14 protein-coding genes are annotated in these 21,808 nt (G+C 73.0%); 10 read left to right on the top strand and 4 right to left on the bottom strand.

What is annotated here, in order from left to right:
* The first annotated feature begins 31 nt into the window (after nucleotides 1-31).
* The 4 genes from OG611_RS13685 (at nucleotide 32) to OG611_RS13670 (ending at nucleotide 7,023) form a co-directional block, all read left to right on the top strand.
* Complete coding sequence (locus tag OG611_RS13685) at nucleotides 32-2,854, top strand: serine/threonine-protein kinase (RefSeq protein WP_266419083.1); 2,823 nt, start codon at nucleotides 32-34, stop codon at nucleotides 2,852-2,854.
* A gap of 2 nt (nucleotides 2,855-2,856) precedes the next feature.
* Entirely contained in the window at nucleotides 2,857-4,188 is a 1,332-nt protein-coding gene (locus OG611_RS13680) for a protein phosphatase 2C domain-containing protein (protein WP_266419080.1), read from the top strand.
* Between the two features lie 122 nt (nucleotides 4,189-4,310).
* Entirely contained in the window at nucleotides 4,311-5,669 is a 1,359-nt protein-coding gene (locus tag OG611_RS13675) for a VWA domain-containing protein (RefSeq protein ID WP_266419077.1), read from the top strand.
* A 133-nt stretch (nucleotides 5,670-5,802) separates the two neighbouring features.
* On the top strand, nucleotides 5,803-7,023 hold the full coding sequence (locus OG611_RS13670; RefSeq protein ID WP_266419074.1) for an FHA domain-containing protein: 1,221 nt from the start codon (nucleotides 5,803-5,805) through the stop codon (nucleotides 7,021-7,023).
* Nucleotides 7,024-7,029: 6 nt separating this feature from the next.
* Here the strand turns inward: OG611_RS13670 and OG611_RS13665 are convergent, their stop codons facing one another.
* Nucleotides 7,030-8,010, bottom strand: a complete 981-nt coding sequence (locus OG611_RS13665; protein ID WP_266419072.1) for a methyltransferase domain-containing protein — start codon at nucleotides 8,008-8,010, stop codon at nucleotides 7,030-7,032.
* Nucleotides 8,011-8,123: 113 nt separating this feature from the next.
* Here OG611_RS13665 and OG611_RS13660 point away from each other — a divergent pair, with 113 nt between their 5' ends.
* The 6 genes from OG611_RS13660 (at nucleotide 8,124) to OG611_RS13635 (ending at nucleotide 18,630) form a co-directional block, all read left to right on the top strand.
* Nucleotides 8,124-8,528 carry a globin gene (locus OG611_RS13660; protein WP_266419070.1) on the top strand — a complete coding sequence of 135 codons (405 nt, stop codon included), beginning with the start codon at nucleotides 8,124-8,126 and terminating at the stop codon, nucleotides 8,526-8,528.
* Nucleotides 8,529-8,697: 169 nt separating this feature from the next.
* Nucleotides 8,698-12,000 (top strand): FtsX-like permease family protein, encoded by a 3,303-nt coding sequence (locus OG611_RS13655; protein WP_266419067.1) that lies wholly within the window; start codon nucleotides 8,698-8,700, stop codon nucleotides 11,998-12,000.
* Between the two features lies 1 nt (nucleotide 12,001).
* Nucleotides 12,002-14,815: an FtsX-like permease family protein gene (locus OG611_RS13650; RefSeq protein ID WP_266419065.1), complete on the top strand. Its 2,814-nt coding sequence runs from the start codon at nucleotides 12,002-12,004 to the stop codon at nucleotides 14,813-14,815.
* Complete coding sequence (locus tag OG611_RS13645; protein WP_266419063.1) at nucleotides 14,812-15,774, top strand: ATP-binding cassette domain-containing protein; 963 nt, start codon at nucleotides 14,812-14,814, stop codon at nucleotides 15,772-15,774. The genes OG611_RS13650 and OG611_RS13645 overlap by 4 nt, the downstream gene beginning before the upstream one ends.
* 112 nt (nucleotides 15,775-15,886) lie before the next feature.
* Complete coding sequence (locus OG611_RS13640; protein ID WP_266419062.1) at nucleotides 15,887-17,437, top strand: alpha/beta hydrolase; 1,551 nt, start codon at nucleotides 15,887-15,889, stop codon at nucleotides 17,435-17,437.
* Nucleotides 17,434-18,630 (top strand): serine hydrolase, encoded by a 1,197-nt coding sequence (locus tag OG611_RS13635; protein WP_266419059.1) that lies wholly within the window; start codon nucleotides 17,434-17,436, stop codon nucleotides 18,628-18,630. Before OG611_RS13640 ends, OG611_RS13635 begins: the two co-directional genes overlap by 4 nt.
* 49 nt (nucleotides 18,631-18,679) lie before the next feature.
* On the opposite strand, the gene OG611_RS13630 is transcribed toward OG611_RS13635, so the two are convergent.
* The 3 genes from OG611_RS13630 to ettA are packed head-to-tail and all read right to left on the bottom strand — an operon-like array spanning nucleotide 18,680 to nucleotide 21,458.
* Nucleotides 18,680-19,369, bottom strand: coding sequence for a hypothetical protein (locus OG611_RS13630; RefSeq protein ID WP_266419056.1), 690 nt, complete (start codon nucleotides 19,367-19,369; stop codon nucleotides 18,680-18,682).
* A complete protein-coding gene (locus OG611_RS13625) occupies nucleotides 19,366-19,788 on the bottom strand; it encodes a thioesterase family protein (protein ID WP_266419053.1) in 423 nt (140 codons plus the stop codon). Before OG611_RS13625 ends, OG611_RS13630 begins: the two co-directional genes overlap by 4 nt.
* A 5-nt stretch (nucleotides 19,789-19,793) precedes the next feature.
* Entirely contained in the window at nucleotides 19,794-21,458 is a 1,665-nt protein-coding gene (gene ettA, locus OG611_RS13620; protein ID WP_266419050.1) for an energy-dependent translational throttle protein EttA, read from the bottom strand.
* Nucleotides 21,459-21,808 lie beyond the last annotated feature (350 nt).

Below are 21,808 nucleotides of genomic sequence, written 5' to 3'. Positions count from 1 at the left end.
TGCGGCGGCGGGGCGATCAGGGGGACCGACCATGAGTACGCAGTGCCAGCGCCCCGCGTGCGAGGGCAGTTACGAGGACATGGGCGGCGGTGAGCTGTACTGCGACACCTGCGGTCTGGCTCCGGTCGTGTCGCCAGTGGGGCCTCCCCTGTTCGAGCACAGCCGAGAACTTGGGGATGGAATGGTGAGCTCGCCGCCGACCGGGATCGCGGGCGGCGGCGCGAACAGCCGGGGCAGCAGGGGCAGTCGGGGCAGCAACAGCAGTTCGCGGTCCTCGTCCCGGGCGTCCTCGCGTGCCTCGTCCCGTTCGTCGACCTCGCGGCGTTCGGTGTCGGGGCGGCTCTCGCGTTCGCTGTCCGGCGCCGCCACCTCCCCCTCTGTCTCGGTGCGTTCCTCCGGTTCGTCCTCGGGCGCCTCCGCCCGGGGCAGGCTGGGTGTGGGCCTGGTGCAGGTGCCGGACGTACCGCGTCCCGACCCGCGCTCGGCGGTGATGGAGAACCCGGAGGTGCCGGAGCGGAAGCGTTTCTGTTCGCGTTCCGACTGCGGGGCCCCGGTCGGCCGGTCCCGCGGTGAACGGGTGGGCCGCACGGAGGGGTTCTGCACCAAGTGCGGTCACCCCTACTCGTTCGTGCCCAAGCTCCACGGGGGCGACATCGTGCACGGCCAGTACGAGGTCGTGGGCTGTCTGGCGCACGGCGGGCTCGGCTGGGTCTATCTCGCGGTCGACCGCGCGGTCTCCGACCGCTGGGTGGTCCTCAAGGGCCTGCTCGACACCGGTGACCAGGACGCCATGGCGGCCGCCATATCCGAGCGCCGCTTCCTCGCCGAGATCGAGCACTCCAACATCGTCCGGATCTACAACTTCGTCGAGCATCTCGACCAGCGCACCGGCTCGCTCGACGGCTACATCGTGATGGAGTACGTCGGCGGCAAGGCGCTCAAGGACATCGCCAACGAGCGACGCACCGCCGCCGGGAAGCGCGATCCGCTGCCGGTCGAGCAGGCCTGCGCGTACGGCATCGAGGCGCTGGAGGCGCTCGGCCATCTGCACAGCCGCAACCTGCTGTACTGCGACTTCAAGGTCGACAACGCGATCCAGACCGAGGACCAGCTGAAGCTGATCGACATGGGCGCCGTCCGCAGGATGGACGACGACGAGTCGGCCATCTACGGCACGGTGGGGTATCAGGCGCCGGAGGTCGCGGAGGTCGGCCCGTCGGTCGCCTCCGATCTGTACACGGTCGCGCGGACGCTCGCGGTGCTCACCTTCGATTTCCAGGGCTACACCAACGTCTTCGTCGACTCGCTGCCGGACCCGGACAACATCGAGGTGTTCCGGACCTACGAGTCGTTCTACCGGCTGCTGGTGCGGGCCACCGACCCGGATCCGGCGCGGCGGTTCGCCTCGGCGGCGGAGATGGCGGAGCAGCTGACGGGTGTGCTGCGCGAGGTGGTGTCGCTGCAGACGGGACGGCCGCGCCCGGCGCTGTCGACGCTGTTCGGCACGGAAGTACGGGTCACGGACACGCAGTTGTTCCCCGAGCTGACGGACGATGTGTCGCGGCTGGGGGCCCGCGCAGCCGCTCCGGCTCCGTCCGGCCGGTTCGGGCGGCGACGCGGCGCGGCGGGGGGCTCCGCCCCGGCCATGCCGCCGGTGACGGCCGCCGCGCCCACGTCGGGCGCGCTGCCCGCGGGTGCCCCGCCCGCTCCCGGGTACGCCGCGCCGGGGGCCGGTCCGCTGACCGCGCCGCCCACCCACGTCCGGCCCGGCGGCGCGCCCGGCCGGAGCGGCGAGGTCCTCGCGTACGCGCAGACGCAGGCCGTGATCCCGGCCCCCCGGGTCCCGGCCGGTGCCCCCGGTGCGCCGTCGGGGTCCCCCTTCCCGGAGGGCCCCCGGCTGGTCAGGCTGGACGTGCGGTCCACCTCGCTCGCGCTGCCCGTGCCCCGGGTCGACGCGAGCGACCCCAACGCGGGATTCCTCGCCGGGCTGATGACCACCGCCCCGTCCGAGCTGATCACCGCGCTGGGCGCCGTGCCGGTGGCCTCGCTGGAGACCCGGCTGCGTGAGCTGCGGGCCCGCCTGGAGATGAACGAACTGGGCGCCGCGGGCCAGACCCTGACGGCGCTGGAGGGCCAGTACCCGGACGACTGGCGGGTCGTCTGGTACCGCGGCATCACCTCGCTGGTGACCGGTGACAACGAGAACGCGGCGCTCTCCTTCGACGCGGTGTACGACGCGTTCCCCGGCGAGCCGGCGCCCAAGCTGGCGCTGGGGATCTGCGCGGAGGTCCTGGGCCAGCTGGACAACGCCGCCGAGTACTACCGGCTGGTGTGGACGACCGACCCGAGCTTCGTCAGCGCCGCCTTCGGCCTGGCCCGGGTGCAGATGGCAGCCGGGGACCGGGCCGGGGCCGTCGGTGCGCTGGAGTCGGTGCCGGAGGCGTCGATCCACTACACCGCGGCACGGGTCGCCGCGGTGCGTGCCCGGCTGCGTGAGCGGGCCCCGGACGAGCCGCTGATCGTCGATCTGATGGCCGCCTCGGCCCAGGTCTCGGGGCTGGCCGGTTTCGGGCTGGACGCGGTGCGCCGGGAACAGTTGTCGACCGAGGTGCTGGGTACGGCGCTCGACTGGGTACTCTCCGGTAGCCCCACGGCCCGGTCCTCGGCCCAGTCGCCCGCGCCTGCCGGGACGACCGGGCCGGGAACACTGCTCGGCAGTGAGCTGGACGAGCGGGGCCTGCGCTTCGGGCTCGAGCGTTCGTACCGGATGCTCGCCAGGCTTGCGGAGCCAGGCGATGAGAGGATCGAACTGGTGGAGCGGGCCAACCGTTTCCGCCCCCGGACGTGGGTGTGAAAATGTCGCAGAAGCCCCAGGAGACGGCCCTGTCGAAGTGCCCCGGCTGCGAGGAGCCGCTGGAGCCGGGGGACCTGTTCTGCGGTGCGTGCGGGTACGACCTGTCGGCCGTGCCCCCCGCTCCGCAGGACCACCCGACGAACGCCATGGCCGCACCGGCGGAGAACGGTGCGGCGGGCCGCGCGGCGGAGGTCCGCTTCGACCGGCGGGCCGAATCGGCCGGACCGGCTGGATCGGACGGATCGGCCGAATCGGCCGGACCGGGCGACTCGGGCGACTCGGGCGACTTCGAGCTGGCCGCGCCCGCGCCGGCCGGTACGCCGTCCGCCGATGTCCCGGCGCCCGCGCCCGACCCCCGTACCTCCGCCGCGGAACCGGTGGCGGCCACGCCGTCGGCCGGCACCAGACTGTGTGTGGCCTGCCGGGCCGGCAGTGTCGATGTCGACGGCTACTGCGAGAACTGCGGTCACGCCCAGCCGCGCGAGCGCGACCACATGGAGCAGGAGCTCGGTTCGGTGGCCGCCGTCAGCGACCGGGGGCTGCGCCATCACCGCAACGAGGACTCGTTCGCGGTGTCGACCACCGCCCTGCCCGACGGTTCGCCGGCCGTCGTCGCGATCGTCTGCGACGGCGTCTCCTCGGCCAGCCGCCCCGACGAGGCGTCGGCGGCCGCCGCGAGCGCCGCCAACGAGGCGCTTCTGGAGTCGCTGCCGCGCGGCACCCATCCGCAGCAGGCGATGCACGAGGCGATCCTCGTGGCCGCCGAGGCGGTCAACGCACTGGCGCAGGAGCCGGGCCGGGCCATGGAGCACGACCGGCACCGCCACCAGAACGCCCCGGCGTGCACCCTGGTCGGCTCGATCATGGCGGGCGACCTGCTGGTCGTCGGCTGGGTCGGCGACAGCCGCGTCTACTGGGTGCCCGACGACCGCGCCAACCCGCCCGCCCGGCTGACCGAGGACGACTCCTGGGCCGCGCAGATGGTGGCGGCGGGCCTGATGAACGAGGCCGAGGCGTACGCGGACGAGCGCGCCCACGCCATCACGGGATGGCTCGGCGCCGACGCGTACGAGCTGGAACCGCACACCGCGTCCTTCAAACCGGACCGGTCCGGTCTCGTGGTCGTCTGCACGGACGGCCTGTGGAACTACGCGGAGTCGGCGGCCGAGATGGCCGCGGCGGTGCCGGCCGACGCGCATCAACGGCCGCTGCACGGCGCCCAGGTGTTGGTGGGTCACGCACTCGACGGTGGGGGCCACGACAACGTAACAGTGGCTCTGCTGCCGTTCGCCGTGGAGCCTCAGGGGGCAGGATCGGCCTGCGGTACCACGTGAGTCCCGTTCCGTAACGCTTGGTTCCAGTTCTGACCGCCCAGCCCGCCACCGCCGCCTTCGCCCGTTTTTCTTCGCTCACAGCTGTCTTCATCCGACACCTGGAGTCCCAAGGAGCCGACCAGATGGCCAACTTCTCCAAGTCGAACGTGCCGCAGTTCTCCGTCGAGGTGTACCAGAACGAGTACCTGCCGGAAGGCGGTCGCGAGGTCAACGCGATCGTCACGGTCACCTCGACCGGGGGCGGCACCACCGGCGGCGTCCCGCTGTCCGGTGCGGCCGTGCCGTCCCCGCGCGTTCCCGGGCAGGCGCCGGGCGCCGCTGTGGTGATCATGGTCGACTGCTCGGGCTCGATGGACTATCCGCCGACGAAGATGCGCAACGCCCGCGACGCGACGGCCGCGGCCATCGACACCCTGCGCGACGGCACCTCGTTCGCCGTCGTCGGCGGTACGCACGTCGCCAAGGAGGTCTACCCCGGCAACGGCAGGCTCGCCGTCGCCGACTCGCGGACCAAGGCCCAGGCGAAGGAGGCCCTGCGCGCGCTCAGCGCCGGTGGCGGTACGGCGATCGGCACCTGGCTGCGGCTGGCCGACCGGCTGCTCGGCGCGGCCGATGTGAACATCCGGCACGGCATCCTGCTCACCGACGGCCGCAACGAGCACGAGGCGCCGGAGGACCTGCGGGCCGCGCTCGAATCCTGCGCGGGCCGCTTCACCTGTGACGCCCGCGGTGTCGGCACCGACTGGGAGGTGAAAGAGGTCACAGCCATCGCCTCCGCGCTGCTCGGCACGGCCGACATCGTCGCCGACCCCTCGGGGCTGGCCACCGATTTCACGCAGATGATGGAGAACGCGATGGGCAAGGAGGTCGCGGATGTCGCGCTGCGGCTCTGGACGCCCGTCGGGGTCGAGATCAAGTTTGTGAAACAGGTCGCACCGACGGTCGTCGACCTGACCGGCCGACGCACCGAGGCGGGCCCCCGCGCCGGGGACTACCCCACGGGCTCCTGGGGCGACGAGTCCCGCGACTACCACGTGTGTGTGCAGGTGCCCCAGGCCGGGATCGGGCAGGAGATGCTGGCGTCCCGGGTCTCGCTGGTCCTCCCCGACCCCGCGGGCGGGGCTCCGCAGACGCTTTCGCAGGGCCTGGTCCGAGCCGTGTGGACCGAGGACATGGTGGCGTCCACCTCGATCAATCCGCAGGTCGCGCACTACACCGGCCAGGCGGAACTGGCACAAGTCATCCAGCAGGGGCTCGATGCCCGCAAGTCGGGAGACTTCGACGGCGCGACCGCGAAACTGGGCCGCGCGGTGCAGCTGGCGTCGGCGTCCGGGAACGAGGACACTGCGAAACTGCTTTCGAAGGTGGTGGACGTCGTGGACGCGGCGACCGGTACTGTGCGACTGAAGGCCAAGGTCGCGGACGCCGACGAGATGACGCTCGAAACGCGCTCGACCAAGACCGTTCGCGTCAAGAAGTGAACACAGAGCCGTACAGCAAGTAACCACAGAGCCACACGGTCGAGCCGCCCGGCCTGGAGCGATCCACCGGGAGGCGAAGAGCAAGAAAAATCGCCGGCCCCGGGGCCGGCCCAGGAGAGGGGGAAGCGCCGACATGCCGACCTGCCCGAACGGACACCAGTCGGGTTCCGATGACTGGTGCGAGGTCTGCGGCCATCGCATGACCGGCGCGGGCGCGCCTGCGGGCGCGGTCCCCCCGCCGCCTCCGCCGCCCGCTCCCGGTTACGGCTACCCGCCGGGCCCGGGATCCGACGCGACCCAGCAGGCGGAGCTCTGCCCGCAGTGCCGGACGCCCCGCGAGGCGATGGCGCCGTTCTGCGAGGAGTGCCGCTGGAACTTCCTCACGAACACCGCGACGTCGTACACGCCACTGGCCCCGGCCCACGGCGTTCCCGGCCCGCCGCCCGGACTCAACCTGCCGCCCGGCTTCCAGGCGCAGCAGCCGCCGGCTCCGCCGCAGCAGCGCGATCCGTTCGAGTACCAGGGCTCGCGGCCCTCGCAGATGAACCGCCCGGCCGAGCCGCTCTCCTCCGAACAGGGAAACCGCCCGGGTCCCCCGGCGCCCGGTCCGGGTCCGCAGTCGCACCCGGCCCCCGGCCCGCAGTCGCCCCCGCCGCCGTTCCAGCAGCAGGGTCCGCCGCCTCCGCCCTCCTTCCAGCAGCAGTCCGCGCCGCCCTCGCCGTTCCAGCAGCAGTCCGCACCGCCGCCGTTCCAGCAGCAGTCGGCGCCGCCCGTATTCGAACAGCCCGGTCCGCCGGCTCCGCAGGGGCCGCAGGGAGCCCAGGGGCCGCAGAGCGACGACGACTGGATGCTGTCGCCGCCGTCCCGTACCCAGGCCCCGCAGCAGCAGCCGGGCCCGCCGCAGCACGAGCAGCCGCCGTTCCCGGGGCAGGCCCAGAACCAGCCGCCCGCGAGCTGGACCGCGGTCATCGCCCCGGACCGTGAGTACTTCCTGGCGATGATGCAGCGCAGCGGTCCCGAGGCGACCGGGCTGAACCTGCCCGCGTACTCCCCGGAACAGCAGCTTCCGCTGTCCGGCAACCAGATCACCATCGGTCGCCGCAGGCAGAGCACCGGCGAGTCCCCCGACATCGATCTGTCCGTGCCGCCGGAGGACCCGGGCGTCTCGCACCAGCACGCGGTGCTGGTGCAGCAGCCCGACGGCAGCTGGGCCGTGGTCGACCAGAACTCCACCAACGGCACCACGCTCAACGGCGCCGAGGACCCGATCCAGCCCTATGTCCCCGTCCCGCTCCAGGACGGCGACCGGGTGCATGTCGGAGCGTGGACGACGATCACGATCCGCCGGGGCTGATCCGCGTCACACGGTGGGCAGTGTCCAGGCGTACGGTCCCTCGGGGTCGTCCAGCCAGGCCCACTGCCGCCCGTCCGTGACCGTGATGCCGAATCTCTCCCGCTCGGGGCACCTCTCGCGCCGCCAGAGGGAGTGGGCCTCGCGCGGATCGAGGGAGCCCTCGGTCAGCGCCAGCATGAACCGGAAGAGATCGTTCTCGCTGACCCGCCTCGGCACCGAGCCGGTGTGCGGGCGCCGTACGGTCTGTGCCGGTGTGCCGCGCAGCGGTACGAAGTAGGCGGCCGTGTGCAGGAACCGGCCCTCGGCGTACTTCCCGTGCGCGCCTTCCCGCACCCGCAGCGCGATCAGTCCGGTGGCGAACGGGGCCAGTATCCGGGCGCCCGGCACGCACTGCTCCAGCCAGGGCCGCGGTACGCACGGCAGGGTGCAGGTCGCGATGATCCGGTCGTACGGGCCACGCAGGGGCCAGCCCCGTGTCCCGTCCCCGGTGATCACCGCGGGGTGGTATCCGGCCGCGGCCAGGTGCCGGCGGGCCGACTCGGTGATCTCCGGGTCGAGGTCGATGGTGGTCACGGCGTCGTCCCCGAGCCGGTGGGCGAGCAGCGCCGCGTTGTAGCCGCTGCCCGCGCCGATCTCCAGGACCCGCTGCCCCTCCCGTACGTCCAGCTCTTCCAGCATCCGGGCCATCAGCGACGGCTGGCTGCTCGACGAGATCAGTTCGCCGTCCCGGATCCGCGTGGCCAGCGGCCCGTCCTCGTACGCCCCGCGCAGCCACCGGGCCCGCCGGGCCGGGTCGGGGTCCTCGCACCACAGGCGGTCGTAGCCGCCGGCCACGAAGTAGTAGGGCACGAACAGATGCCGCGGCACCTCCTCGAAGGCGGCCCGCCAGCCGGGATCGCCCAGTGCCCCCCCGGCCACGATGCCCCGTACCATCGCCCACCGCTCCTCGGCGGCGGCCGCGGCGAACCGGTCGGTGTGCGCGTCCATGTCTCCACCTTCCTGCGCCGGGGGCCCGGGGGCCAGGAAGCCGGGCGGGCGAGGGACTGTCGGGTAGTCCTAGGACCCGGGTCCTCGGCCGGTGCGTCTGCGACGATGGACGGGTGACAGAGATTCCGCGCGACACGCTGCAGGAGCAGACCTTCTACGAGCAGGTCGGCGGCGAGGAGACCTTCCGGCGCCTGGTGCACCGCTTCTACCAGGGGGTCGCCGACGACCCGCTGCTCCGGCCGATGTACCCGGAGGAGGATCTGGGCCCGGCCGAGGAGCGGTTCAGGCTGTTCCTGATCCAGTACTGGGGCGGGCCCCGTACCTACGGCGAGCAGCGCGGACACCCCCGGCTGCGGATGCGGCACGTCCCGTTCCGGGTGGACCGGGCGGCGCACGACGCCTGGCTGAGCCATATGCGGGTGGCCCTCGACGAGCTCGGGCTCGCGCCGGAGCACGAGCGGCAGTTGTGGGACTACCTGACCTACGCCGCGGCCTCGATGGTGAACACCCAGGGCTGAACCCCCACCCGTCCGCCGCCGCCGGCGCGGAATTCGGTCTTCCATCACCGATAAACGATCACAATCGCATCAAGTACGTACGCAAGCGGTTTCCAAGAACCCCTGCGGCTTGAAAGCATCCATACAACGCCGGGGGGCGTGTGTGTGCTGAGGGCCCAGGGGGGCGTGAGTGACGGGGTTCGTCTTTCTCCGGGTGCGGGCCCATCGGCTGCTGCTCTCCGCGGCTGTCCTCGCCGTGCTGCTGACCACATCGGTGCTGGCCGCACTCACCGCCTTCTCCGGCTCCGTCGGCGACGCGGCGCTCCGCCACGCCCTCACCCACCGTTCGGCGGCCGCCGCCTCCCTCGTGATGTCCGCGCAGGTGGCGCCCGCGCAGCGGGACGCGGCCGACGTGATCGCCCGCAGAGCGGCCCGCGAGGCCTTCGACGGCCTTCCGGTGACCGTCCGGACGCTGGAGACCTCGGGGGCGTACGCGCTGCCGCGCGATCTGCGGACCCCCCGGGCCCGGGGCGGCGAGCCCGATCTCACCCACTTCGCCTCGCTCGACCGCAGCCGGGTCCGGATCGCCGCGGGCCGCATGCCGGCGTCGGGGGGCGGGAAGTCCGGCGATCCCGTCCAGGTCGCCCTGCCGCGGACGGCCGCCGAGGCGCTGAAGCTGAAGCCCGGTGCGCGGATCACCGTCACCGACCGGCTGACCGACAAGCCGCTGCACGTCCTGGTCACGGGCGTGTACGAGGTGTCCGACCCGGCCGATCCGTACTGGCAGCTGGACGAGCTGGGCGGGCGCGGCATCCGCAAACTCGCCTTCACGACCTACGGTCCGCTGCTCACCGCCCCCGGCACGACCGGTTCCGGACGGGTCAGTTCCGGGACGATGTCCTGGCTGGCCGCCGCCGATTTCCGCACGGTCACCACGGGCCGCATCGACTCGCTGCACAGCGCCGCCACGGCCGCGCCGAAGACGGTGACCTCGGCCCCCGAGTTCAAGAGCGGGGCCACCGCGCGGACTTCGCTCCCCCGGGTGCTGGAGCAGATCGACCGGGCGTTGCTGGTCTCCCGTTCGACGCTGATGATCGTGGCCGTCCAGCTGGTGCTGCTCGCGGGGTACGCGCTGCTGCTGGTGGCCCGGCTGCTGAGCAGCGAGCGCGACGGGGAGACCCGTGTGCTGCGGGCCCGGGGCGGATCGCGCGGCCGTATCACGGCGCTCGCCGCGATCGAGGCGCTGCTGCTCGCGCTGCCCGCCGCGCTCGTCGCCCCGCTGCTCGCCGGGCCGCTGACCCGGCTGCTCGCGGGGCGCGGCGCGCTGTCCCGGATCGGGCTGCGGCTCGACGGCGGCGCCACCGCCACCGTCTGGCTGGTCGCCGTGGTCACCGCGTTCGCCTGCGCGCTGGCCGTCGTGGCGCCCGCGCTGGCGGCGGGTGCCGGGGAGCGTCGGGGCGGCCGTGCCGCATCGCTGCCCGCGCCGCTGCGGGCCGGTGCCGACCTCGGCCTGCTGGTGATCGCGGCGGTGGCTTACTGGCAACTCGACCGCCGGGCCACGGATGTCGGCGGCGGTGCGCTGAGCGGGGACCGGCAGGGCCGGCTCGGCGTCGATCCGCTGCTGGTCGCGGCTCCCGCGCTGCTGCTGCTGGCGGGCACCGTACTGACGCTGCGGCTGCTGCCGCCCGCGGCCCGGCTCGCGGAGCGCGGTGCGGCGGGCGGCCGGGGGCTGATCGCGGCCCTGTCCGGCTGGCAGTTCAGCCGGCGCCCGCTGCGCAATGCGGGGCCCGTGCTGCTGCTGGTCCTCGCGGTGGCGATGGGCATGCTGGCCATCGGGCAGCGCGCGTCCTGGGACCGTTCGCAGGGCGACCAGGCGGACTTCAGGGCCGGTGCGTCGGTGCGCGTACTGACCGGTGCCGACGACGATCCGGTGAAGTCGGGCCGGTACGCGCGGCTGCCGGGGGTACGGGACGCCGCGCCCGCGTTCCGCGCGACCACGGAACTCTCGGGCGACCGCACCGCCTCGGTCCTCGCCCTGGACACCGCGCACGCCACCGAGCGGATGCTGATCCGCGACGACCTCGGCGACCGGCCGCCCGAGCGGCTGTTCGACCCGCTCGATCCGCCGAGGACCGCGCGGGCCGGGCTGGCGCTCCCGGAGAACAGCGAGCGGCTCCGGTTCGACGTACGGATCACGACGGCCGGGGCGCACGCGGGGAAGGGCGACGATCCGGTCCTGGCCGTGCTGCTGGAGGACCGCTACGGCCTGCCCTACCGGGTGTCGGCCGGAGCCGTGCCCGTGGACGGCAAGGCGCATCCGGTCAGCTTCGCGGTGGCGGCCGCGGGTGACCTCGCCGTGACCGGCTTCGAACTGAACGGCAACCGGCCGACCGGCCCGGGAGAATCGCACCGGCTCGACGTCAGCGGCCTGCGGACCGTGACGGCCGACGGCACCGAGCGGCCGGTCCCGGTCCCCGAGGGGTTCGGCTGGCACGCCGAGATGACCGCCACCGGATCCGGTGCCGAGGCGCGGCCCGGCGAAGCGGTGGACGCGACGACCTCCGCGAAGAGCCCGCTGGCCTTCGGGTACGACACCGGCTCCGCCCCGAACATGTGGGATTACACGCCCGCCTTCTCCGTACGGGTCACCGCGCCCCGCCCGAAGGCGCCGATGCCGAAGGCCGTCGTCACCGACGCGTATCTGAAGGCCGCCGGAGCGAAGAAGGGACAGAGTGTCGATGTCACGCTGGCCGGCGAGACGGTCCGGGTGAGGATCGTGGACGTGGTGCGCCGGCTGCCGACCACCGGCACCGGCGCGGACGACTCCGCTCCCGAGCGCGTCAAGGACCGTGACGGCGGGGCCCTGCTGCTCGACTTCAGGGCCGTCGGCCAGGTCTTCGCGCAGCGCCCCGGCGCCGTGCTCACCGCCAACGAGTGGTGGCTGAGCACCGCCCCCGGACAGGCCGCGAAGGCCGCCGCCGCGCTGCGCGCGCAGCCCGACACCGAGCCGGCCCAGGTCCTGGTGCGGGACGAGATCGCGCGGGAGCTGGTCGGTGATCCGCTGGGCGCCGGGCCGCAGTCCGCGCTGCCCGCGGTGGCGGTGGTCGCCGCGGCCCTGGCGGCGGTCGGCTTCGCGGTGAGCGCGGTCGGCGCGCAGCGGGAACGGGCCGCCGAGTTCGCCGTGCTGCGGGCGCTGGGCACCCCGCGCCGACGGCTGACCAGGATGATCGCCGTCGAGCAGGGCGTGCTGATCGCCATCGCGCTGCTGGTCGGGACCGTGCTCGGGGCGGTGCTGAACCGCGCCGTCGTACCGCTCGTCGTACTGACCGGACAGGCCACCGCGCCGGTGCCCGGGGTGCTGGTGCAATTGCCGGCCGGGCAGATCGCGGCGCTGCTCGCAGGCGTGGCCGCGCTGCCGCTGGTGATCGTCGTGTCCCTCGCTCTGCGCGGCGCCGACCCCGCGGCCTCGCTGCGTGTCCAGGGGGACAACTGACATGACTCCGCGTTCCGTTCGAGACGGCGGCGCCCCCGCCGGTGCGCCCTGGGTCCGTACCCGGCTGCGCACCGCTCCCGGCACGGCCTGGGCGCTGGGCCTGCTCGTACTGCTGACCTCGTGCCTCGCCGCCGCCTTCCCGCGCGCCGTCGAGCAGCACGCGAACGAGGGACTGCGCCACGACATCGCCGCCGCGGACCCCCGGCACAGTGTGCTGGAGCTGAACAATCCGCAGCCCGAACTCCAGAGCCCCCCGGACGAGCGCGAGGCGGCCGTGCGCGAGACGGCGCTGGCGTCCGTCCATCACAAGGTGCGGTCCGCGCTGCCCGCCGCGGTGCTGCCCGGCACCGCCGATTCCGCGTACGGCTTCCGCACCGGCAAGCCGATCGCCGCGCAGGACCGCTGGCTGCCGCGGCCGGACCTCGTCGACCCGCAACTGAGCTACTCCACCCTGTCGGACCTCCCGGGCCACGCCACCCTGCGTGCCGGGAAATGGCCCGCCGTCCGCGGCGAGGTCACCGAGAACACGCCCGAGGTGGAGGGCGCGGTCACCGAGGAGACGGCGAAGGCGCTGCGTGCGAAGCCCGGCGCGGCCATCACCGTACCGACCCAGGACGGGAAGCGGCTGACCGTCCGGATCACCGGCATCGTCGCCCCGAAGCACCCCCGGACGGCCTACTGGTCGGCCCAGCCGCTGCTGCGGACCCCGGCCCTGGTCCCCGAACCGAATCTGTACCCCCCGCGCAACTACTGGACCGCGGCCGTCCTGCTGCCGCCGGACGCCGCGCCCGCGCTGCTCGCCACGACGGGCGAGCCGGAGATGTTCTGGCGGTTCGCGCCGGACGCCTCCGGCCTCACCGCCTCCGACGCAACGGGACTGCGCTCGTCGATCGCCTCGTTGGAGGGCGGTCCCGGGCTGGTCAGGATGCGCGCGGTGGCCGGCGACAACGCCACCTTCACCACCGATCTGGACAAGATCCTCACCGGGTACGACACCCTGCGTACGGCGATCGGTCCGGTCGTCACGGTCGCCGCCGTGGGCATCGGGGCCGTCGCCGGCGTCGTGCTGCTGATGATCGCCGGGCTGATCGGCGGGCGGCGCCGCGCCGAACTGGCGCTGCTGCGTGCGCGCGGCGGATCGCTGCGCGGCATCGGCGGCCGGCTGTTCGCCGAGACGGTGGTGATCGCGGTGCCCGCGGCGGCACTGGGTCTGCTGATCGCCGTGGCGGTCTTCGACCGGGCCCGGCTGTGGCCCTCCGTCGTCGGGCCGGCCGCCGTCGCCGCGCTGATCTGCGTCGCCCTGCCGCTGGGTTCGGTGCTGCCGCACCGCAGGCCGCGACTGCCCGGAGCCCGCGACGACCTGATGGACGCCCGCCCGTCCCGGCGGCGCACGGTCGCCGAACTGACCCTGCTGGTGCTGGCCGTCGGCGCGGTAGTCGGCCTGCGCCGACGCGGCACGGGCGGCGACGGCGGCAGCGACCTGCTGGTCAGCGCCGCCCCCGTACTCGTCGGGCTGATCGCCGCCCTGGTCCTGGTACGGCTCCTTCCGCTGCCGCTGCGTCTCGCCTCGCGCGCCGTCGCCCGGCGGCGCGGTGCGGTCGGCTTCCTGTCGCTGGCCCGCGCCGGGCGGGGATCGGCGGGCGGCGCGCTGCCGCTGCTGGCGCTGCTGCTCGCGCTGACCACGGCCGCGTTCGGCGGCTCGGTGCTCGCGGGCGTCGCGGACGCGCGGGACCGGGCGGCCCTGCACACGGTCGGCGCGGACGCCCGGATCAGCGGCGTGCTCGACGCCGTGCCGCTGCCGGAGCGGCTGATCCGTGAGGTCCGGGCGGCGGACGGCGTACGGGAGGTGGCGGCGGTCCAGGTCGTGTCCGGCGTGCCGCTGCCCGCCGACCAGGACGGGAACGGCCGCATGAAGAGCGCCACCGTGCTGGGGGTCGACCCGGCGGCGTACGCCCGGCTGGCCCGGTCGACGGGCCTCGGCCCGTTCCCCGCCGACCGGTTGAGGGCCGCGGGCGGCACGGCGGCGAAGAAGGCCGCCCCGTCGAAGGACGCGGTGCTGCCCGTGATCGCGTCGCCGTCCGTCGCCGCGGAGCTCGGCGACCGGCCGCACGAGCTGTCCACGCCGGCCGGGGACCTCACGGTCCGGGTGGCCGGCGTCGTCCCGCGCACCGCCGCCGTCCCCGACAGCGACTTCCTGATCGTCGACGCCGCGTCGCTGCCCCGCAAGCAGACCACCGCCCTGTTGGTCACCGGCGGTTCCCCGGACGCGAAGGCGCTGCGGGCGGCGGCACGGCACGCGGGCGAGGGCTTCTCCGTCCGGCTGCGCTCGGAGGAGCGCGCGACGTTCGTCGACACCCCCCTGCAGCGGGGTGCCTGGGCGATCTACGCGGCGGCGATCACGGCCGGCGCGGGCTACGCCCTGATCGCCGTGCTGCTGTCGCTGCTGCGGACCGCCCCGGAACGCACGGCCCTGCTGTCCCGGCTGCGGACCATGGGCCTCACCTCCCGGCAGGGCAGACGGCTGCTCGGCCTCGAATCGCTGCCACAGGCCCTGCTGGCGGCCTTCGGCGGGGTGCTCGTCGGCTGGGCGACGATCGCCCTGCTGGCGCCGGGCGTCGATCTGCTGGACCTGGCGCTCTCCGCCGGGCCCGGCTCCACCGCACTCGACACCGCTCCGCTGCGGGCCGATCCGTGGTCGCTGACGCTCCCGGCGCTCGGCGTGGTCGTCCTCACCGCCGCGGTGGCCACCGTCCAGGCCTGGTGGGCCGGCCGCCGCGGACCGATCAACGAACTCAGGGCAGGAGACCCCCGATGACGTCGCCCGACACCACGCTCGCCGAGCTCGAACAGCGCGCCGCGACGCGCCGCGACCGGCCCTCGTACGGGCACGACGCGCTGATCGCCTGCGACCGGCTGGTCCGCATCTTCTCGGCGGACGGGGTGGAGGTGCAGGCCCTCCAGGGCCTCGATCTCCTGGTCACCGAGGGCGAGTTGATGGCCCTGGTCGGCGCTTCGGGCAGCGGCAAGTCGACCCTGATGAACATCCTGGCGGGCCTCGATGTGCCGACGGCCGGTTCGGCGAAGGTGGCGGGCTGCGATCTGCTGTCGATGGGGCCGAAGGAACGGCTCCGCTACCGGCGGGACGTCGTCGGCTTCGTCTGGCAGCAGACCGCCCGCAATCTGCTCCCGTACCTCACCGCCATCCAGAACGTCACCCTGCCGATGCAGCTGCGCGGCCGGGGCCGGGTCCGGGGTGCCGAACGGGCCGCCCGCGCCGAAGAACTGCTCCGGATCCTGGAGGTCGCGGACTGCCGCGACCGGCGCCCGCAGCAGCTCTCCGGCGGCCAGCAGCAGCGGGTGGCGATAGCGGTCGCGCTGGCCAACAACCCGTCGGTGCTGCTCGCCGACGAACCGACCGGCGAGCTCGACTCGGCCACCGGCGAGCAGGTCTTCGCGGCGTTCCGCCGCGCCAACGAGGAGCTCGGCACCACGATCGTGATCGTCACGCACGACCAGGCGGTGGCCGACGAGGTCCGCCGCACCGTCGCCATCCGCGACGGCCGTACCTCCTCCGAGGTGCTGCGCCGCACCGAGGTCGACGCCGCGACGGGCCTGGAGTCCCAGGTGGCCCGGGAGTACGCGATGCTCGACCGGGCGGGCCGGCTGCAACTGCCCGCCGACTACACGGAGGCGCTCGGCATGGAGCACCGGGTGATGCTGGAGCTGGAGCACGACCACATCGGGGTCTGGCCGGACGACCAGCCGCGCCCGTGACGGGTGTTGGTGGTGCTGGCCCCAGGTCGCTTCGGCCGGGTGGCCCGATGTTCTCGCACCGCGTACGCCCCTAGCGTCGTGCGGGAGTCATCCACCTGATCCGAGGAGCACGATGCGCGTCGCCCCACTGCTCACCGCCGGTCTCGGCCTGACCGGCTTACTCGCGGGCGGTGTGCCCGCGTCGGCCACCCCCGCCGCACCCGCCGCACCCGCCCACCAGCGGCTCGTCTGGGGCCCCTGTTCGCCGCAGCAGCAGGAGCTGAACGAGGCGGGCGCACAGTGCGCGAAGGTGACCGTTCCGCTCGACTACTCCGACCCCGGCGGCCCGACGATCGAGATCGCGATCTCCCGCATCAAGGCCGGCGCGAAGCACGGGAAGCGGCGGGGCGTCCTGCTGTCCGATCCGGGCGGTCCGGGCGGCACCGGACTCGCCAACACCCTTTATCTGCGCCCCGCGTTGAAGGACGTCGCGGACCGCTACGACCTGATCGGCTTCGATCCCCGTTTCCTCGGCGAGTCCACCCCCATCGCCTGCGACCCCGACGCCCCGACGCCCGCGCCCGGCCCGGCCACGACCCGCCGCGAGGACTTCGAGCGGTCGGTACGGTCCGCCCGCGACACCGCACGCCGCTGCGAGGAGCACGGGAACAACGCACGGCTCCTCCCGCACGCCACGTCCAGGAACGTAGCCCGCGACATGGATGCGATCCGCGCGGCGCTGGGCGAGCGCAGACTGTCGTACTACGGCGTCTCGTACGGCGCCGATCTGGGCGCCGTCTACACCCAGATGTTCCCCCGCCGCGCCGACCGCATCGTCATCGACTCCTCGACCGACCCGACGGCCACCCAGTACGAACTCTTCCAGCGGGCCGGCAGGCCGCTGGAAGAGGCGCTGGACGCCTGGGCCGGATGGACCGCACGGCACGACGGCACCTACCGGCTCGGCAGGACACCCGCCCAAGTGCGGTCGAATGTCCAGCAGTTGCTCGACGGGGCCGAGCAGCGCCCGGTCACCGTCTCCGGCGTCCGGCTCGACGCGCAGTTGCTGCGGCTGGTGCTGCGGCAGCTCATCCAGCACGAGGAGTACGACCCGGCGCTCGCCGGTACGGTGCGCGCCCTGACCGATGCCGCCGCGGGCAGGCCGGTCGAGCCCCGTCCGGAGCTCGCCGCCATGCTCGAACTGCTCGCGTCACCCGAGCTGGCGGACAGCATGCTGGGCGGGGCCCTCTTCATGTGCGGCGACAACGGCTGGCCGGCCGGTGGCTGGCCGAAGAGCCCGGAGACGTACTGGAAGAACATGGAGCACAGCCGCGCCACCCAGCCCGTCTTCGGCCCGCTCGTCAACAGCATGATGGCCCCGTGCGCGTTCTGGACGAGCACATCCCGTGAACCCGCCACGGCGATCGGCAACGACGTACCCGTGCTGATGCTCCAGGCCCGGCGCGACAACAACGTCCCCTACGAAGGGGCACTGGCTCTGCACCACCGGCTGACCGGTTCACGGCTGGTGACGGCGGACATCCGCTCGCACGGGGTGTACGGGCGCGGACTCGACGGCCTCACCCCCGTCCCCTGCGCCGACGAAGCCGTCGACGACTATCTGCGCGACGGCACACTGCCCGGCGCCGACCTGACCTGCCCCCGCACCGGGGAGGACCGGTGATCAGCAGACGTACGGGCCTGGCGGCCACGGCGGCCGCCCTGCTCACCGGGGCGTCCGGAACCGCGGCGACGGCCGCCGCGCCCCACCGCTCCCCCGGCCTCCGCGGCCGTCTCCAGAGCGATGCGGACGCGATCCTGGCCACCGGCGCCACCGGCGTACTGGCCGAGGTGCAGAGCGCCCACGGCCGGACGACGGCCCGTGCCGGATCCGCCTGCCTGCGGGCCCCGCACCACCCGGTCCCCTGGGACGCCTACTACCGGATCGGCAGCGACACCAAGACCTTCACGGCCACGCTCGCCCTCCAACTGGCGGGTGAGGGGCGACTCGCGCTCACGGACACCGTCGAGCGGTGGCTGCCCGGTGCCGTACGGGGCAACGGCAACGACGGCCGCAGGATCACGGTCGCCGATCTGCTGCGCCAGACCAGCGGGCTGAACGACTATCTCGCCGTCTCACCGGACTCGGCCGATGCGTTCACCCCGGACGGCTACCGCCGGTCGCGGTTCCGCACCACGGCCCCCGAGGACCAGCTGAAGGCGGCTCTGAGCCGGCCGCCCCTGTGGGTGCCGGACGCCGAACTCCCCGCCTGGGAACGGCGCTGGGGATACTCCAACACCAACTACGTGGTGGCGGGCCTGATCATCGAGCAGGTGACCGGCAACTCCTGGGCACAGGAGATCCACGACCGGATCATCGAACCCCTGGGCCTGCGCCACACGTTCACACCGGGAACCTCGCCGTACGTCCCCCGCCCCACGGCCACCTCGTACACCTGGTTCCCCGGCTGCGCCCGGCCGACCGACACGACGCTGACGTCCGGCGGCGGGGCGGACGGCTCCGTCATCAGCACCACCCACGACCACGGTGTCTTCCTGCGCGCCCTGATGAGCGGCCGGCTGCTGCGCCCGGCCCAGCTGGCCGCGATGAAGGAGACGGTCGTGGCAGAGGACTGGAGTCCGGCGCCGGGAGTCCGTTACGGACTGGGCATCGCCTGGCGCCCGGTGGCGGGGAGCAGCGGCGGGATCTGGTTCCACGGCGGAACCCATCTGGGGATCGTCTCCGAGAGCGGGGTGACACCGGACGGTGCGCGGGCCGCGACCAGCGCCACGTTCACCCTGCGGATGGGCGATCCGGCACAGGACGCCCAGGACCTGGCCGCGCTCCGGCTGGTGGACAGGGCCCTGACCGGTTAGGTCCTGTCAGTCGGTCCGTCCGGACGGCCCCTGCCGTCGGGCCGGTCGCTCAGCCCGCGCCGACCGTCACCGCGAGCGTGCCGAGCCCGCTGCCGGGGCCGCGCAGGGCGATCGAGCCGAACGGGGTGCGCAGCCGCAGCCAGGCCCCTGCCGCGAGCAGGGCGACCGGGAAGTCCGGCGCCGGGCGGAGGAAGCCGAGGGACTGGGCGGCGTGCACGGCCCGCAGCGGAAGTTCGGTACCGGCGACCGTGCGCGACCAGATCTCGCGGCCGATCAGGTCCCGCTCGGCCCGGGTGCGGCGGTCCTCGGGCAGGGCCTCGTCGCGGGAGCGGAACTCCGCCACCGCGGCGGTGACCGCTGTGCGCAGCGAGACCGGGTCGGGCAGGCCCGGCAGTTCGTGCCAGCCCCCGCGGGGCGGGAGGACACCCGTCCACGGCGGCCCGGTGACGGGTGCGGGCAGGGTGCCCGAACCGGCTGCCGTGCCCTCGACGTCGAGGGATTCGAGGAGTTCACCGGCGGACACGGTGATGTCGAAGTCGTCCGGCACGGCCAGCCGCGCCGCCCGGATCGCCAGGACCTCGAACGACGGCGGCCTGCCGAACACGGCCAGCGCACCGCCGCCCGCCTGCATCCGCACCGCGGCGGCCCGGTCGTAGTGGAGCAGCCGACCGAGGAAGGCCGCGAGATCCGCGGCCTCCCTCGGGTCGGCGAACTCCAGCGACCGTACGGGCACCTTCATGCTGCGGCCGGCTCCTCGGCCAGGTACTGCTGGAGGTGGAGCTTCTCCTCGGCGGAGATCCGCCGGGGCCGCTCCTCGGCCAGGTCGTACGGCACGACGACGGTCGAGGCCCGTACGTACACCTGGTCCGGGTCCTTGACCTCGTACGCGATCGTCAGCGACGCCGCGCCGATCTTCGTGACCCACGACTCGACGGTCACCGGCTCGTGCCGGTGGACCAGCGGCCGTACGTAGTCGATCTCGTGCCGGGCCACGACGGAGCCGCCCGAGAAGGACGGCGAACCGTCCCCCGGCGCCAGCCGGAACATGAAGTCGATGCGTGCCTCCTCCAGGTAACGGAGGAAGACCACGTTGTTCACATGGCCGAAGGCGTCCATGTCCGACCAGCGCAGCGGGCAGTTGTAGATGTGACGAGCCAAGACGATCAGCCTCGCGTGAGCTTCTTGTACGTGGCACGGTGCGGGCGGGCCGCGTCCGCGCCGAGGCGCTCGACCTTGTTCTTCTCGTACGACTCGAAGTTGCCCTCGAACCAGTACCACTTGGAGTCGCCCTCGTACGCCAGGATGTGCGTGGCGACGCGGTCCAGGAACCAGCGGTCGTGGGAGATGACCACTGCGGCGCCCGGGAACTCCAGGAGGGCGTTCTCCAGCGAGGACAGGGTCTCGACGTCGAGGTCGTTGGTGGGCTCGTCGAGGAGCAGCAGGTTGCCGCCCTCCTTGAGCGTCAGCGCCAGGTTGAGGCGGTTGCGCTCACCACCGGAGAGGACGCCGGCCGGCTTCTGCTGGTCCGGGCCTTTGAAGCCGAACGCGGAGACGTAGGCGCGCGAGGGCATCTCGACCTGGCCGACGTTGATGTAGTCCAGCTCGTCCGAGACGACGGCCCAGAGGGTCTTCTTCGGGTCGATGTTGGCGCGGGACTGGTCGACGTAGGAGATCTTGACCGTGTCACCGACCTTGATGGAGCCGGTGTCCGGGGTCTCCAGGCCCTGGATCATCTTGAACAGCGTGGTCTTGCCCGCGCCGTTCGGACCGATGACGCCGACGATGCCGTTGCGCGGCAGCGTGAACGAGAGGTCGTCGATGAGGACCTTGTCACCGAAGGCCTTCGAGAGGTTCTCGACCTCGACGACGATGGAACCGAGCCGCGGGCCCGGCGGGATCTGGATCTCCTCGAAGTCCAGCTTCCGCATCTTGTCCGCCTCGGCCGCCATCTCCTCGTAACGGGCGAGACGGGCCTTGGACTTGGTCTGCCGGCCCTTGGCGTTGGAGCGGACCCACTCCAGCTCGTCCTTGAGCCGCTTGGCGCGCTTCTCGTCCTTGCGGCCTTCGACCTTGAGGCGGGCCTGCTTCTTCTCCAGGTACGTGGAGTAATTGCCCTCATAGGCGATGGCGCGGCCGCGGTCGAGTTCGAGGATCCACTCGGCGACGTTGTTCAGGAAGTACCGGTCGTGCGTGACGGCGATGACGCAGCCCGCGTACTTCGAGAGGTGCTGCTCCAGCCAGTTGACCGACTCGGCGTCGAGGTGGTTGGTGGGCTCGTCGAGGAGCAGCAGGTCGGGAGCCTCGATCAGCAGCTTGCAGAGCGCGACGCGGCGCTTCTCGCCACCGGAGAGGTTGTTGACCGGCCAGTCGCCGGGCGGGCAGCCCAGCGCGTCCATGGCCTGCTCCAGCTGCGCGTCCAGGTCCCACGCGTTGGCGTGGTCCAGGTCCTCCTGGAGCTTGCCCATCTCGTCCATGAGCGCGTCGGAGTAGTCGGTCGCCATGAGCTCGGCGACCTCGTTGAAGCGCTTGAGCTTGCCCATGACCTCGGCGGCGCCGTCCTGGACGTTCTCCAGGACCGTCTTGGTCTCGTCGAGGTGCGGCTCCTGCATGAGGATGCCGACGCTGAAACCGGGCGTCAGGAACGCGTCACCGTTGGAGGGCTGCTCCAGGCCCGCCATGATCTTCAGCACCGTGGACTTACCGGCACCGTTGGGACCCACCACACCGATCTTCGCCCCGGGCAGGAAGCTCAGCGTGACGTCGTCAAGGATCACCTTGTCGCCGTGCGCCTTGCGCGTCTTGCGCATCGTGTAGATGTACTCAGCCAAGAGAAACCGTCCGGCAATCGATGTGTGGGCAGATACACCCCATCTTGCCTGACGGCTACCTCTTGACGGAAACCCGTATCAGCAGGGACCTGTGACCTGCCCCTTCGCTGTCCCCGCGCGTAGCCGATCCGTCACCGGTCGTCGCCGCCGGTCCCCTCCTGCGCAGGAGAGAACGAGGGCCCTCGGCTCCCGGCGGCAGCCTTGGGCCGGCGGTATCGCACATCCGACGGCCGTGAAGCCCCGGACCGATGTCCGGGACTTCACGCTTGGTCCGTTCCCCTCTTTCGCCGTGAGCCGAGAGGGTGCAGGCTTCGCAGCTCTGCACGGGCCTGCTCGTCCGGGTTCACGGT

It is taken from the genome of Streptomyces sp. NBC_01363 (assembly GCF_026340595.1).
Classification (GTDB): domain Bacteria; phylum Actinomycetota; class Actinomycetes; order Streptomycetales; family Streptomycetaceae; genus Streptomyces.
Note: the sequence above shows the minus strand (reverse complement) of the source record. Positions and strands in the feature narration are given on the sequence as shown.

Excerpts from the sequence above, each read along its gene's own strand:
- OG611_RS13680 (WP_266419080.1), top strand. The coding sequence starts at position 2,857 with ATGTCGCAGAAGCCCCAGGAGACGGCCCTGTCGAAGTGCCCCGGCTGC.
- OG611_RS13645 (WP_266419063.1), top strand. The coding sequence starts at position 14,812 with ATGACGTCGCCCGACACCACGCTCGCCGAGCTCGAACAGCGCGCCGCG.
- OG611_RS13650 (WP_266419065.1), top strand. The coding sequence starts at position 12,002 with ATGACTCCGCGTTCCGTTCGAGACGGCGGCGCCCCCGCCGGTGCGCCC.
- OG611_RS13640 (WP_266419062.1), top strand. The coding sequence starts at position 15,887 with ATGCGCGTCGCCCCACTGCTCACCGCCGGTCTCGGCCTGACCGGCTTA.
- OG611_RS13670 (WP_266419074.1), top strand. The coding sequence starts at position 5,803 with ATGCCGACCTGCCCGAACGGACACCAGTCGGGTTCCGATGACTGGTGC.
- OG611_RS13685 (WP_266419083.1), top strand. The coding sequence starts at position 32 with ATGAGTACGCAGTGCCAGCGCCCCGCGTGCGAGGGCAGTTACGAGGAC.
- OG611_RS13665 (WP_266419072.1), bottom strand. The coding sequence starts at position 8,010 with ATGGACGCGCACACCGACCGGTTCGCCGCGGCCGCCGCCGAGGAGCGG.
- OG611_RS13675 (WP_266419077.1), top strand. The coding sequence starts at position 4,311 with ATGGCCAACTTCTCCAAGTCGAACGTGCCGCAGTTCTCCGTCGAGGTG.
- OG611_RS13630 (WP_266419056.1), bottom strand. The coding sequence starts at position 19,369 with ATGAAGGTGCCCGTACGGTCGCTGGAGTTCGCCGACCCGAGGGAGGCC.